Source organism: Marivivens sp. ABH4_498, from assembly GCF_056160585.1.
Window position 1 is genome coordinate 204,098 of sequence record NZ_JBSWXL010000003.1, and the last position, 12,789, is coordinate 216,886.

Annotated in this window: 14 protein-coding genes; 8 read left to right on the forward strand and 6 right to left on the reverse strand. The window is 56.1% G+C overall.

Annotated elements, in window-relative coordinates; translation table 11 throughout:
• Positions 1-70: 70 nt before the first annotated feature.
• On the forward strand, positions 71-538 hold the full coding sequence (locus ACXAGA_RS08335; protein ID WP_475117026.1) for an AraC family transcriptional regulator: 468 nt from the start codon (positions 71-73) through the stop codon (positions 536-538).
• Between the two features lies 1 nt (position 539).
• On the opposite strand, the gene ACXAGA_RS08340 is transcribed toward ACXAGA_RS08335, so the two are convergent.
• Positions 540-1,499, reverse strand: coding sequence for an L-malyl-CoA/beta-methylmalyl-CoA lyase (locus ACXAGA_RS08340; RefSeq protein ID WP_475117027.1), 960 nt, complete (start codon positions 1,497-1,499; stop codon positions 540-542).
• A 181-nt stretch (positions 1,500-1,680) separates the two neighbouring features.
• On the opposite strand from ACXAGA_RS08340, the gene ACXAGA_RS08345 reads away from it, so the two are divergent.
• Positions 1,681-2,541 (forward strand): D-amino-acid transaminase, encoded by an 861-nt coding sequence (locus tag ACXAGA_RS08345; protein ID WP_475117028.1) that lies wholly within the window; start codon positions 1,681-1,683, stop codon positions 2,539-2,541.
• Here ACXAGA_RS08345 and ACXAGA_RS08350 read toward each other — a convergent pair.
• Together ACXAGA_RS08350 and ACXAGA_RS08355 are read right to left on the reverse strand one after the other, a co-directional pair.
• A complete protein-coding gene (locus ACXAGA_RS08350) occupies positions 2,538-3,446 on the reverse strand; it encodes a calcium-binding protein (protein WP_475117029.1) in 909 nt (302 codons plus the stop codon). The two genes, ACXAGA_RS08345 and ACXAGA_RS08350, sit on opposite strands and share 4 nt — an antisense overlap.
• 96 nt (positions 3,447-3,542) lie before the next feature.
• Positions 3,543-3,857, reverse strand: a complete 315-nt coding sequence (locus ACXAGA_RS08355) for a DUF1244 domain-containing protein (RefSeq protein ID WP_475117030.1) — start codon at positions 3,855-3,857, stop codon at positions 3,543-3,545.
• Between the two features lie 197 nt (positions 3,858-4,054).
• Here ACXAGA_RS08355 and pyk point away from each other — a divergent pair, with 197 nt between their 5' ends.
• The 6 genes from pyk to pheT all read left to right on the forward strand — a co-directional run bounded on the left by pyk (position 4,055) and on the right by pheT (position 10,049).
• Positions 4,055-5,500, forward strand: a complete 1,446-nt coding sequence (gene pyk / locus ACXAGA_RS08360) for a pyruvate kinase (RefSeq protein ID WP_475117031.1) — start codon at positions 4,055-4,057, stop codon at positions 5,498-5,500.
• A gap of 34 nt (positions 5,501-5,534) precedes the next feature.
• Positions 5,535-5,753, forward strand: coding sequence for a hypothetical protein (locus ACXAGA_RS08365; RefSeq protein WP_475117032.1), 219 nt, complete (start codon positions 5,535-5,537; stop codon positions 5,751-5,753).
• Positions 5,754-5,864: 111 nt separating this feature from the next.
• Positions 5,865-6,065 carry a 50S ribosomal protein L35 gene (gene rpmI / locus ACXAGA_RS08370; RefSeq protein ID WP_086449771.1) on the forward strand — a complete coding sequence of 67 codons (201 nt, stop codon included), beginning with the start codon at positions 5,865-5,867 and terminating at the stop codon, positions 6,063-6,065.
• Positions 6,066-6,078: 13 nt separating this feature from the next.
• On the forward strand, positions 6,079-6,441 hold the full coding sequence (gene rplT / locus ACXAGA_RS08375) for a 50S ribosomal protein L20 (RefSeq protein WP_086449772.1): 363 nt from the start codon (positions 6,079-6,081) through the stop codon (positions 6,439-6,441).
• Positions 6,442-6,575: 134 nt separating this feature from the next.
• On the forward strand, positions 6,576-7,640 hold the full coding sequence (gene pheS, locus ACXAGA_RS08380; protein WP_475117033.1) for a phenylalanine--tRNA ligase subunit alpha: 1,065 nt from the start codon (positions 6,576-6,578) through the stop codon (positions 7,638-7,640).
• Positions 7,641-7,652: 12 nt separating this feature from the next.
• On the forward strand, positions 7,653-10,049 hold the full coding sequence (gene pheT / locus ACXAGA_RS08385; RefSeq protein WP_475117034.1) for a phenylalanine--tRNA ligase subunit beta: 2,397 nt from the start codon (positions 7,653-7,655) through the stop codon (positions 10,047-10,049).
• A 33-nt stretch (positions 10,050-10,082) separates the two neighbouring features.
• Here the strand turns inward: pheT and ACXAGA_RS08390 are convergent, their stop codons facing one another.
• Genes ACXAGA_RS08390 through ACXAGA_RS08400 form a run of 3 tightly spaced genes read right to left on the reverse strand, consistent with a single transcriptional unit; the run spans position 10,083 to position 12,689 of the window.
• Positions 10,083-10,847, reverse strand: a complete 765-nt coding sequence (locus tag ACXAGA_RS08390) for an ABC transporter permease (RefSeq protein ID WP_475117035.1) — start codon at positions 10,845-10,847, stop codon at positions 10,083-10,085.
• A complete protein-coding gene (locus ACXAGA_RS08395; RefSeq protein WP_086449776.1) occupies positions 10,847-11,629 on the reverse strand; it encodes an ABC transporter ATP-binding protein in 783 nt (260 codons plus the stop codon). The genes ACXAGA_RS08390 and ACXAGA_RS08395 overlap by 1 nt, the downstream gene beginning before the upstream one ends.
• A 52-nt stretch (positions 11,630-11,681) precedes the next feature.
• Positions 11,682-12,689 (reverse strand): ABC transporter substrate-binding protein, encoded by a 1,008-nt coding sequence (locus ACXAGA_RS08400; protein ID WP_475117036.1) that lies wholly within the window; start codon positions 12,687-12,689, stop codon positions 11,682-11,684.
• Between the last annotated feature and the right edge of the window lie 100 nt (positions 12,690-12,789).

Genomic DNA, 12,789 nt, shown 5'->3' on the forward strand with positions numbered 1-12,789 from the left:
GAAATTAAATATCCCCCGTCAGCAACCGCGTGATGACGCGAACGTAATGTTGCTAATAAGGGTAAATCGAGTGTTCGACATTTCGTTAAAAGAGATGTTTCCCCGCCATTTGGCGTGTCTGAAACACGAAGAGGTAGACGGCCAATTGGATCGTGTTGCGGCGGCTGGGAAAGCCATTTCCGATCAGGATCTGTGGCACGTGTGCGGAATGATGGTGGCAACCTATGACCAGAATTCTGCCGAAAACCATGATCCGTCGGATCAGTCGAATGTCGGTTGGTTATTGCTGGACCGCGCCGCAGTGGACGATCCGCTGGATGTGGTGATGCTGCCTGGCGGACGCTATGCCGTGCTGCGCCATGTTGGCCCGTATGAAAATCTGGCGATTGCCTATGATTATCTGCACACCGAATGGCTAAAAGAAAGCGGCGAGACGCTGCGCAATGCTCCAACCTTTGAAATGTACCTGAATAGGCCAGAGCAGGTGGCTCCAGAGGAACTGATCACATTGATCTATGTCCCTCTGGAAAGTGCGTGATTTACGAACCTGCGATCATTTCAGCCTGACGCACGATGACTTCGGCCTGTTTGATGGACGCGATGTCGACCAAACGGCCTTTGTAAACGGTTGCGCCTTCGCCGCGGGCTTTGGCGTCTTCCATAGCGGCTAGGATTTCGCGGGCTTCGGTGACTTTCGCCTCGGATGGGGTGAACACTTCGTTCGCCAAAGCGATCTGTTTCGGGTGGATCGCCCATTTGCCGACCATGCCCAGCGTCGCCGAACGTTTGGACTGTGCGATGTACCCTTCGTCATCGGAAAAATCGCCGAACGGGCCATCGACGGGCAGCAGGCCGTGGGTACGGCAGGCCGCGACGATCGCGGTTTGTGCCCAGTGCCATGGGTCGGACCAGTATTTTTCGCCTTCGCGCAGCATATAATAGTCTTCTTGCGTGCCGCCGATGCCGGTGGTCTGCATGCCCATGGACGCGGCAAAGTCTGCGGCGCCTAGGCTGATCGCCTGCATGCGTGGGGATGATGCTGCGATTTCTTCGACGTGGGCGATGCCTGCGGCGGATTCGATGATGACTTCGAACGAAATCGGTTTTGTGCGGCCTTTGGCGCGTTCAATCGCGGTGACCAGCGCGTCCACGGCGTAGACGTCTTCGGCGCAGCCGACTTTGGGGATCATGATCTGATCCAGACGGTCGCCCGCCTGTTCCATCACGTCCACAACATCGCGGTACCAATATGGGGTATCCAGACCGTTGATGCGGATGGACACGTATTTGTTGCCCCAATCGACGGTGTTGATTGCCTCGATCGCGTTGGCGCGTGCCATGTCTTTGTCGGACGGGGCAACGGAATCTTCTAGATCGATGTTGATCACGTCAGCAGCCGATGCCGCCATTTTGGCGAACAGTTTGGTGTTGGATGCTGGGCCGAACAATTGGCAACGGTTCGGGCGGGCAGGGGCGGCGGGTTGGATACGGAACGACATGCGCGATTCCTTTCGGTAATGAAATTACGTTTCAGGTTGCTAATTGGTTAGGAAATTGCGCTGCGCCGCGCAAGGTAATTTTGCACATGCAGCAATTTTACGTAGCGGGCCAAATCGTCGCGGGCTTGACGGCGGGGCAGCATTGACCCAAAACCATCCCGTCATTTTGAGGAGAACCGCCATGACCCGTACCGTCTACGTTAACGGTGAATATGTACCCGAAACCGAAGCTAAGGTTTCCATTTTCGACCGTGCGTTCCTGATGGCGGACGGCGTATACGAGGTGACTTCGGTCATCGACGGCAAACTGGTTGATTTCGAAGGCCACGCAGTGCGTTTGGAACGGTCGTTGAACGAACTGGACATGCGCAACCCAGTGACTAAAGACGAACTGCTGCAAATCCACCGCGATCTGATCGAAAAGAACGACCTGACCGAAGGCGGCATCTATCTGCAGATCACCCGCGGCGCACCTGCAGACCGTGATTTCGCATGGCCGAACCCTGACGAAACGCCATCGGGCATCGTGCTGTTCACATTCGCAAAAAATCTGGTGGAAATGCCATCGGTTAAAACCGGTATCAAAGTCATTTCGATCGAAGATATCCGTTGGGGCCGTCGCGACATCAAAACGGTTCAGCTGCTGTACCCGTCGATGGGTAAAATGATGGCAAAGAAACAGGGCTGCGATGACGCATGGATGGTCGAAGACGGTTTCGTGACCGAAGGCACATCCAACAACGCCTATATCGTCAAAGGCAACAAAATCATCACCCGTGCCCTGTCGAACGACATCCTGCACGGCATCACCCGCGCAGCCGTTCTGCGTTTCGCAGCCGAATCGCAAATGGAAGTCGAAGAGCGCAACTTTACCATCGAAGAAGCGCAAGGCGCTGACGAGGCATTCATCACCTCGGCGACGACGTTTGTTCAGCCAGTTGTTGAAATCGATGGCGCACAGATCGGGGCAGGCGTTCCAGGCAAATTGGCCCTACGCCTGCGCGAAATCTATATCGAAGAAAGCATGAAAACCGCCGTCTAATCAGGCTGCGCGGTCAATAGCACCAAATCGTCCAGTGTCAGGGCCGAATAGCCTTGCACTGTGACGATCACGCTGCCGTCAAACAATACATGCGATCCTTCTTCGGTCACTTCGATCGTGATGTCGGGGGATTGCCCTGCCAGTAGGGTGATGGCGATTAGATCGTCCTCTGGCGTGAAATCGGTGATGGTGGTCGCACCTGCGGTTTCGCCTTCGGGAATTTCATCCTCTGAGTAGATCAGAATATTGAACAGGTCCTGACCTTCGCCGCCAGTGGCAACCGCCCCCTGTTTCATATGGATCAGATCGTTGCCATCGTCACCGTACAGGGTGCTTTCGCTGCCGCCACGCATCAGGTCGTCGCCTGCGCCGCCATATAGGGTGTTGGTCCCAAAGACGTCGATGACTTTGTCGTTGCCTTCGCCTGCGTAAATCAGGTCGATTCCTGCGCCGCCATAGATGACGTCATTGCCGTCATCGCCATGCAGAGTGTCCGCAGCATTGCCGCCGTGAATCAGGTCATCACCGTTTCCGCCATAGATGATGTCGCAGCCATCTTCGCCTTTTAGGTTGTCATTGCCGTCATCGCCCGTGATCCAGTCGGCGTTTTGGCCGCCCATGATGCGGTCATCGCCTTCGTTTCCGATCAGGATGTCATTGCCCGGACCGCCAATCAGCATGTCGTCGCCAAGGCCGCCCGTGGCTGTGTCGTCACCTTCGCCCAGAAACAGGCAATCGTCGCCTAACTCTCCGGTCAGGCTATCGTCGCCGCCCCACGAATAGGCAACATCATCACCGTCAGAGCCGACGGCGGTGTCATCGTCTGATGGCAATTCATCCATTGGGGACATAGCCCCGCTAATCAGGGCCACGCCAACAGATGCAAGAAGCAAGGCGAGCAGCATTTTAGGTCCCAGACATAGTTTGTCATGGTCCGTAACGGCGGCGGCCCGTTATATTTTAGAGTCTTTTGAAACTCTTAGCTGCCAAAGGGGCAAGGTTTAGCGTTCCTTGCCAACATTTTCATCAAAGGATGTCTGGAACGCCTTTTTTTGTTCGTCGGATGCTTCGGTCTGGAACTGATCGCGCCACTGGTCGTATGGCATGCCATAAAAAATTTCGCGCGCTTCGTCTTTGGTCATGTCGATGTCGCGGGCGTTTGCGGCCTCTTGGTACCAGCGGGATAAACAGTTGCGGCAAAAGCCAGCAAGGTTCATCATGTCGATGTTCTGAACGTCTGTCCGCTTTTCCATCAGGTGTTCACGCAAGGCGCGAAATGCGGCGGCTTCGATTTCGATGCGGGTTTGATCGTCCATTTTTGACCTCTGTTCATATTCTTGTGCAGTATGACGTGACATAGCGGTGATGACATCAAAAGCATGAATTTGACACTCTTTCTAATACCACCGTTGAGAATGTCGAGATTTTGCGCAATAAGGCATTTAACTGACCGTTAGCGGTATACGTTAGCGTTAACGGGTCAAAGTCAGATCTAGAGGATGAGGACTGTCATATGAAACGCCATCGCAACGTAAAAATCGTTGCCACGCTGGGGCCAGCCTCCAGCACGTACGAAGTTATCCGCGCATTGCACGAAGCCGGCGCAGATGTTTTCCGCCTAAACATGAGCCACGGCGAACACGGTGAAATCCGTGAACGTCACGCGATTATCCGTCAGGTGGAAAAAGACTGCGGTAGCCCGATCGGCATTCTGGCCGACCTTCAGGGGCCTAAACTGCGTTTGGGTAAATTCGCAAATGGCGAAGAAACCATCGAAGTCGGCCAAGATTTCCGTTTGGACCTATCTGATGCCGAAGGTGACGCAACCCGCGTTCAGCTGCCGCACAAAGAAATCTTTGACGCGCTGAAACCCGGTGCGTCCCTGCTGGTGAACGACGGTAAAATTCGTTTGAAAGTCAAAGACTGCGGCGGCGATTTCGCAAACTGCGAAGTGGTCGTTGGTGGCGTGATTTCCAACCGCAAAGGCGTGAACGTTCCTGACGTTGTGTTGCCGCTGGCGGCGTTGTCCGACAAAGACCGCAAGGATCTGGAATTCGTTTGTGATCTGGGCGTTGATTGGCTGGCACTGTCGTTCGTTCAACGCGCTGCCGACGTGAACGAAGCCCGCGATCTGGCCAAAGGCCGCGCTGCGGTTCTGGCGAAAATCGAAAAACCAGCTGCTGTCGAAGCGTTTGATTCGATCTTGGCAGTGTCCGACGGCATCATGGTCGCACGTGGCGATTTGGGTGTTGAACTGCCGGTATCGTCCGTGCCTCCGATCCAGAAACGTCTGATCCGCAAATGCCGCGCAGCAGCCAAACCTGTAATCGTGGCGACTCAGATGTTGGAATCGATGATCGAAAGCCCGATGCCAACCCGCGCCGAAGTGTCCGACGTCGCCAACGCGATCTACGAAGGCACCGATGCGATCATGCTGTCCGCAGAATCGGCTGCTGGTCAGTTCCCGATCGAAGCCGTGCGCACCATGGACAACGTTGCGAACGAAGTTGAAAACGACGCCAACTACGTCGAAATCATCGAAGCATCGCGCAAGGTTGACCATTCGACGGTTGCTGACGGTATCGTTGCTGCGGCCCGCGAAATCGCGGAAAAAACCGACGTCAAAGCGATCTGTTGCTATTCGCAGTCCGGCACCACCGCGCTGCGCGTGGCCCGCGAACGTCCGCGCGCACCGATCATCGCGTTGACCACGGTCGAAACGACAGCACGTCGTTTGTGCCTGTCATGGGGCATCAACACCGTCATGTCTGACAGCGTTGATCGTTTCAAAACCGCAGTGATCTATGCGATCCGCGCGGCCAAGGCCCAAGGCCTAGCCGAAGAAAAGGATTTGATCGTTGTGACCGCTGGTGTGCCGTTCAACACACCGGGTTCGACAAACATCTTGCGCGTGGCACCTTGCGAGGAACGTTTGATTCACAACGCAGATGCTGATTAAACTGCCCCGAACGTAATTAGTGAGGGGGCGTGCAATGGACGCTGATTTATTTTTAGTTGTCGGGCTGGTTTTGCTGGCTTTTGCGCTCCCTCCGATTCTCGGTGCTTTCTCCGAAGGCCGCGCCCCACGGGCTGCGGCCATCGTTGTTTTGGTGGGTGGCACCTTGGTTGTGCTGGCCGTCAATGAACGTCCCTACGATTTGGCCGATATTCCGCACGCTTTTACGCGTGTTGTGGGCAGATTCATTAACTAGCCTATTGCCAAAATCATGGCGCGGTCCTATACGGCGCGCTCTAACCGCGTGACCGGCCACATGTGGCATGCCGAGTCGCGTTAAAACCGCACCCCGCTCAAGGAGACGGAAATGCCCAAGATGAAGACCAAATCGAGCGCTAAAAAGCGCTTCAAAATCACAGCGTCCGGCAAAGTAAAAGCCGGTCAGGCCGGCAAACGCCACGGCATGATCAAACGCACTACCAAGTTCATCCGTGATGCACGTGGTACCACGACTCTTTCCGCGCCAGACGCGAAGATCGTGAAATCCTACATGCCATACGACCGCTAAGGAGGCCTGATCAATGTCGCGCACTAAAGGTGGTACCGTTACCCATCGTCGTCACAAGAAAGTCCTAGACGCTGCTAAAGGTTATTATGACCGCCGCAGCCGTACTTTCAAAGTTGCACGTCAGGCTGTTGATAAAGCCAACCAATACGCAACTCGTGACCGTAAAGTTCGTAAGCGGAATTTCCGTTCGTTGTGGATCCAGCGTATTAACGCTGCTGTTCGCGCGTTCGACGAAACCCTGACCTACTCGAAATTCATCAACGGCCTGTCCAAAGCTGGCATCGAAGTTGACCGCAAGGTTCTGGCTGATCTGGCCGTTCACGAACCAGAAGCATTCAACGCGATCGCTGAAAAGGCTCGCGCTGCACTGAACTAAGTTCACGCAGACTGAATTTTCCGAAAGGCCGTCCCGATTTGGGGCGGCCTTTTGTCTTTGGGTGTGTTGCTGCGCTTGCCCCTTTGCGCTGCACGGGGTAATCCCCTTGCGACCAGACTTTAAAGGGCGAAAACATGGACGACCTGAAAGCAAAATATCTGGACCAGATCGCCGCCGCCGCTGACGAAGCCGCGATCGAAGAGGTCCGCCTTGCCGCTGTTGGCAAAAAGGGTGAAATCAGCCTGAAAATGCGCGAACTGGGCAAAATGACCCCAGAAGAACGTCAGGTTGCAGGCCCCGCGCTGAACGCGCTGAAAGACGAAATTAATTCGGCCCTAGCCGCGAAAAAGGTCGCACTAGCCGACGCCGCGCTAGAGGCCCGTTTGGCAGGCGAATGGTTGGACGTCACCTTGCCGACCCGTCCGCGCCGCACAGGTACGATCCACCCGATTTCCCAAGTGACCGAAGAGGTTATGGCGATTTTCGCAGACATGGGTTTTTCGGTGGCCGAAGGCCCGCAGATCGAAACCGACTGGTATAACTTTGACGCGCTGAACATTCCGGGTCACCACCCTGCACGCGCCGAAATGGACACCTTTTACATGAAGTCCGAAGGCGACGAACGTCCGCCTGTTTTGCGTACTCACACCTCGCCAGTGCAGATCCGTGCGCTGGAAAAACTGGGCGCGCCGATCCGCGTCATCGCGCCTGGCCGCGTGTACCGTGCGGATTACGACCAGACCCACACCCCGATGTTCAATCAGGTCGAAGGTCTGGCGATTGGCAAAGACATCTCCATGGCGAACCTGAAATGGACGCTAGAGGAATTCCTGTCCGCCTATTTCGGTAAACGCGTGAAAACCCGTTTCCGCGCATCGCATTTCCCGTTCACTGAACCATCGGCCGAAGTCGACGTGCAGTGCAAATGGGAAGACGGCAAAGTCACCGTGGGCGAAGGCGACGATTGGCTGGAAATTTTGGGATCGGGCATGGTCCACCCGAAGGTTCTGCAAAATGCGGGCATCGACCCGAACGAATGGCAAGGTTTCGCATTCGGCATCGGCATCGACCGCATCGCCATGCTGAAATACGGCATCCCTGATTTGCGCGCGTTCTTTGACAGCGACCTGCGTTGGCTGCGCCATTACGGCTTTGCTTCGCTGGACGTTCCGACGCTGCACAGCGGCCTGAGCCGCTAAGGAGATAAGACAATGAAATTCACACTCTCTTGGCTCAAAGAGCATCTGGAAACAGACGCGACCGTTGACGAAATCACCGATACTCTGACCGATCTGGGTCTAGAGGTCGAAGGCGTAGAAAACCCTGCTGATCGCCTAAAAGCTTTCAAAATCGGCAAAGTTGTCAGCGCTGAACAGCACCCTGACGCCGACCGTCTGCGCCTGTGCAAAGTCGCAACGGATGAAGGCGAACTGCAGATCGTTTGCGGCGCACCGAACGCGCGCGAAGGCATCACCGTGGTTGTCGCAAAACCGGGCGATTACGTGCCGGGCATCGACGTGACCCTGTCGGTCGGCAAAATCCGCGGCGTTGAATCGCACGGCATGATGTGTTCCGAACGCGAATTGGAACTGTCGGACGAACACAACGGCATCATCGAACTGCCTGCGGGCGAAATCGGTCAGCCGTTCGTTGATTATCTGGCGGAAACCGATCCGTCCAAAGTCGACCCCGTGATCGAAATCGCGATTACGCCAAACCGTGGTGACGCATTGGGCGTTCACGGTATTGCACGCGATTTGGCGGCTCGTGGTTTGGGCAAACTGAAACCAGTGTCGGTCGATCCTGTCGATGCGGGCTTTGAATCGGAACTGACCGTTTCGATTGACGAAGACACCGCCGATGGTTGCCCTGTGTTCTTTGGTCGTTTGATCAAAGGCGTGAAAAACGGCCCATCGCCGCAGTGGTTGCAGGACCGCCTAACGGCCATTGGCCTGCGTCCGATTTCGTTCCTTGTCGATGTGACGAACTTCTTCTCGTACGACCTGAACCGCCCGCTGCACGTGTTCGACGCGGATAAGGTGGCTGGCAACCTGCGCGTTCACCGCGCTGCAGGCGGCGAAGAGATCGTTGCGCTGGACGAAAAAACCTACACCCTGCCTGCGGGCGCGATGGTGATTTCCGATGACAACGGCGTTCAGTCGATCGCGGGCATTATGGGCGGCGACCCAACGGGCTGCACCGACGAAACCGTCAACGTGTTCGTTGAATCGGCGTGGTGGGATCCGATCCAGATCGCAAATGCGGGCCGTGCGCTGAAAATCAATTCTGACGCGCGGTATCGTTTTGAACGCACCGTTGATCCTGAATTCACCGGTTTGGGTCTGGAACATGCCGTGCGCATGATCGTGGACGTGGCAGGCGGCGAAGCCTCCGAAGTTGTCGTTGCAGGCAAAATCCCGAATTTTAGCCGGTCCTACCGTCTGGACGCGAAACGCGTGTCGTCGTTGGTTGGCATGGACATTCCAGAAAGCGAACAGCGCCAGACGCTGACCGCGCTGGGGTTCCGTATGGAAGGCGATCAGGCCCACGTGCCATCGTGGCGTTCCGACGTTCAGGGCGAAGCCGATCTGGTCGAAGAAGTGGCCCGCATCGCGTCTCTGACGAAACTGGAGGGCAAACCGCTGCCGCGTCTGACCACAGGCGTGCCAAAGCCGATCCTGACGCCTTTGCAGGTTCGTTCGTCGACCGCGCGCCGCACCGCTGCGTCGCTGGGGTATAACGAATGCGTCACCTACACCTTTATCGATCAGCCTGCTGCGGCGTTGTTCGATGGCGGGACCGAGGCGACCGAGCTGGAAAACCCGATCTCCAGCGACATGAGCCACATGCGCCCTGATCTGCTGCCTGCGCTGCTGCGTGCGGCGGCCCGCAATCAGGCACGTGGTTTCAACGATCTGGCCCTGTTCGAGGTTGGCCACGCATTCCACGGCGGCAAACCAGAACAGCAGCACCTACAGGTGTCGGGCGTTCTGATCGGCGCAACTGGCCCCAAAGACGTGCACGGCGCATCCCGCCCTGTGGACGTCTATGACGCCAAAGCTGATGCGGAGGCGATTCTGGCCTCCATGGGCGCACCTGAGCGCGTGCAAATCCTGCGCGGCGGCCCATCGTGGTTCCACCCAGGTCGTCACGGCAAAATCTGCCTAGGCCCGAAAAAGGTTCTGGCGATCTTTGGTGAATTGCACCCGAAAATCCTGCGCGACATGGATATCAAAGGCCCAGCCGTTGCCTTTACCATCTTCCCCGAAGAAATCCCGCTGCCGAAAAACGCATCGGTGGCCCGCGCTGCGATGGATATTTCGGAACTGCAGGCGGTCGAACGTGACTTTGCATTCGTTGTCGATGCCGATGTCGAAGCCCTAACGCTGGTGAATGCCGCACAAGGCGCAGACAAGGCCCTGATCGAAGAGGTCCGCGTATTCGACGAATTCATCGGTGGCAGCTTGGGCGAAGGTAAAAAATCGCTGGCGATCACGGTGCGTTTGCAGCCCAAAGACGCAACGCTGAAAGACAAAGATATCGAAGCGGTCGGCGCGAAAATCGTCGAAAAAGTCACCAAAGCAACTGGTGGCACGCTTCGCGGATAAAACAAAAGGCGGCCCTAGTGGCCGCCTTTTTCGTTAGCTTTGTGGGCGTTCGGCCCAGCCTGCGAATATTTTTTCCAACGCTACAACGGCGTAGTACAAAACGATCCCCAATACGGCCAAGGCAATCAGCACCGCGAACATCAGCGGATAGTTCGCGTTGGTTTCGCCCGATTTGAACAGCGCGCCCAAACCGCGACCGTGGGGGGATACGATTTCAACCAGATTGGTGCCGATAAAGGCCAATGTGACAGCGACCTTTAACGCGCCAAAGAATTCAGGCAGCGTTTTGGGCAGTGCGATTTTCCAGAAAATTGTGACCTTTGACGCGCCTAATGCCCGCAGAATATCGCGGTATTCAGGCTCTAGCGTGGATAGGCCGATGCCCACGGATACGGCGATCGGGAAGAAACTGATTAGGAACGCCATCAGCACCGTGTTGAAATCGTGTTGACCGATGAACAATAGCGCGATGACGGGCACCAGCGTGGCCTTTGGGATCGCGTTAAATCCGACCAGCAGCGGATATAGCGCATCGCGGGCGATTTTGCTGAACCCCATGGCCATGCCCAACAACGTGCCGAATACGACGGCGATCAGCAGGCCCAGTACGGTCCGCCACAGCGTTTGCCAGCCCATGATCAGGAATAAATCCCAAAACCGGATATAGGCGGCGGGCAAATCGGATGGCGATGCCATGACATAGTTGGGCCAGCCATTCACCCAAACAATGAATTCCCAGAAACACCCGAATGCGACCAAGGCCAATATGGGCACGCCGATTTTTTGTAGCTTGTCCATCAATGAGCCTCGCGTCCTTGGGCGATGCGGATTTGGTCACGCAAAATGTGCAACATATCCACGGCCTGTTTTTCGTACAGAATTTCGATGGTGCGGTCGGCGGGTAAATCCACGTCCAGCACATACTGGGTGCGGGCAGGGCGGCCCGATAGCACGACCACTTGGTCCCCCAAAAACACGCTTTCGCGCAGATCGTGGGTGATCAGGATGCAGGTAAAGGGTTCTTTGGCGCGTAGATCGCGCATGGTCTGCCACAGGTCTTCGCGGGTGAAATTATCCAGCGCGCCGAACGGTTCATCCATGATCAACACGTCGGGTTTATGCACAATCGCGCGGCACAGTGACGCCCGTTGGCGCATGCCGCCTGACAATTCGCTAGGGCGTTTGTGTTCGAACCCTTTCAGGCCAACCAGTTCCAACAGCTCCATCGCGCGGGCGGTTTTATCGGCCTTGGACATGCCGTTTGCCACGATTTCCAGCGGCAACATCACGTTTTCAATGATCGACCGCCATTCCAGCATGACAGGGTTTTGAAACGCCATGCCAACCGTTTTGCGCGGGGATTTGACCAATTCGCCGTGCAGCCAGACTTCGCCTTCGTCGGGTTTCATCAGGCCGGCGACCAGACGGGTCAGGGTGGATTTTCCGCACCCCGAAGGCCCGACAACGGCGCAAAATTCACCTTTGGGAACGGATAGGTTCAGCCCGTCCAACACGGGCAAAGGCCCCGATTTAGTGGAATAGGCGTGCCGCACATCGCGGATGTCGATCAAATTTTCCATGGGAGCCTGCAGTATAAATGCCCCCGCCGATGGACCGGCAGGGGCGAAGGTTTTATTCGACGGCGAATGCGCCTGTTTCAGGCAAATAGCTGCTGTCGAAATACAGCGATGCATCTGGTTCGGATTGGAATTCATAGACCGATTTGGTCTGTTCAATCGCGTTTGCCATGCGTTCGGCATCAATGCCGCCCATGCCGTTTTCCATCACGTAATCGGTGAAAACGTTGTCTTCGACGGCCATCATCAGGCGCTCTTTTTCCAGATCGAAATCTGCTGCTGGGTTGCGTTCCAGCAGGGCGGTGACGGCGGCATCAGGATCGGCAACTGCGCCTTTCCAACCCATCGCAATCGATTCAAGGAAGCTGCTGATAACATCAGGATTTTCAGCGGCATAGTCGGTGTTCACGATGATCGCGTTGCCGTACAGGTCTACGCCGTAGTCGGTCATCAGTAGGACCGAAATGTCATCCTCTGGCACGCCCAGACGTTTCAGGTTCAGCGTGGACGAGAACGAGAAACCAGTGACCGACGCGACTTCGCCCGATGCCAGCATGGGTTCGCGGGTTGGGAAACCAACGGGTTCGACGGTGATCGAATCCATGTCCAAACCGGCCTCTGCGGCAAAGATCGGGAACTGTGCCCATGCGCCGTCAGGTGGCGGAGCGCCCAAGACGCTGCCGTTCAGGTCGGCAGGTTCCGAAATGCCCAGCGATTTGCGGCCAACCACGGCAAAGGGTGGCGCGTCGTAGATCATCATGATCGCGGTCACAGGCGCGCCCGGGTTTTGATCCAAGAACCGCATCAGCGAATTGATATCGGCAAAGCCAACAGGGAAGGCGCCAGTCGCGACCTTTGGAATCGCATCCAGCGATCCCGCGCCTTCGGTGATTTCTACGGACAGTTCGTTTTCGGCAAAATAACCAGCATCGATGGCAAGGAAATAAGGCGCAGACGGGCCTTCGAATTTCCAATCAAGAGCAAAGGCCAGATCCGTTTCGGCCAGTGCGGGCGCAGCAACACCTGCTAGGGCGGCGGCGGTAATTAGGGATTTATGAAACACCGTTTGACACTCCGTTTGTTCAGTCGCGGACTGTGACAGTGTGGTGAAACATCAGAACGGCGTCATGAATTGCAAAGGCCGTTCGCGTTGGAATTCGCGG

Coding starts and splice junctions, on each gene's coding strand:
- ACXAGA_RS08340 (WP_475117027.1), bottom strand. CDS start 1,499: ATGTCGTTCCGTATCCAACCCGCCGCCCCTGCCCGCCCGAACCGTTGC.
- ACXAGA_RS08345 (WP_475117028.1), top strand. CDS start 1,681: ATGACCCGTACCGTCTACGTTAACGGTGAATATGTACCCGAAACCGAA.
- ACXAGA_RS08350 (WP_475117029.1), bottom strand. CDS start 3,446: ATGCTGCTCGCCTTGCTTCTTGCATCTGTTGGCGTGGCCCTGATTAGC.
- ACXAGA_RS08355 (WP_475117030.1), bottom strand. CDS start 3,857: ATGGACGATCAAACCCGCATCGAAATCGAAGCCGCCGCATTTCGCGCC.
- pyk (WP_475117031.1), top strand. CDS start 4,055: ATGAAACGCCATCGCAACGTAAAAATCGTTGCCACGCTGGGGCCAGCC.
- ACXAGA_RS08365 (WP_475117032.1), top strand. CDS start 5,535: ATGGACGCTGATTTATTTTTAGTTGTCGGGCTGGTTTTGCTGGCTTTT.
- rpmI (WP_086449771.1), top strand. CDS start 5,865: ATGCCCAAGATGAAGACCAAATCGAGCGCTAAAAAGCGCTTCAAAATC.
- rplT (WP_086449772.1), top strand. CDS start 6,079: ATGTCGCGCACTAAAGGTGGTACCGTTACCCATCGTCGTCACAAGAAA.
- pheS (WP_475117033.1), top strand. CDS start 6,576: ATGGACGACCTGAAAGCAAAATATCTGGACCAGATCGCCGCCGCCGCT.
- pheT (WP_475117034.1), top strand. CDS start 7,653: ATGAAATTCACACTCTCTTGGCTCAAAGAGCATCTGGAAACAGACGCG.
- ACXAGA_RS08390 (WP_475117035.1), bottom strand. CDS start 10,847: ATGGACAAGCTACAAAAAATCGGCGTGCCCATATTGGCCTTGGTCGCA.
- ACXAGA_RS08395 (WP_086449776.1), bottom strand. CDS start 11,629: ATGGAAAATTTGATCGACATCCGCGATGTGCGGCACGCCTATTCCACT.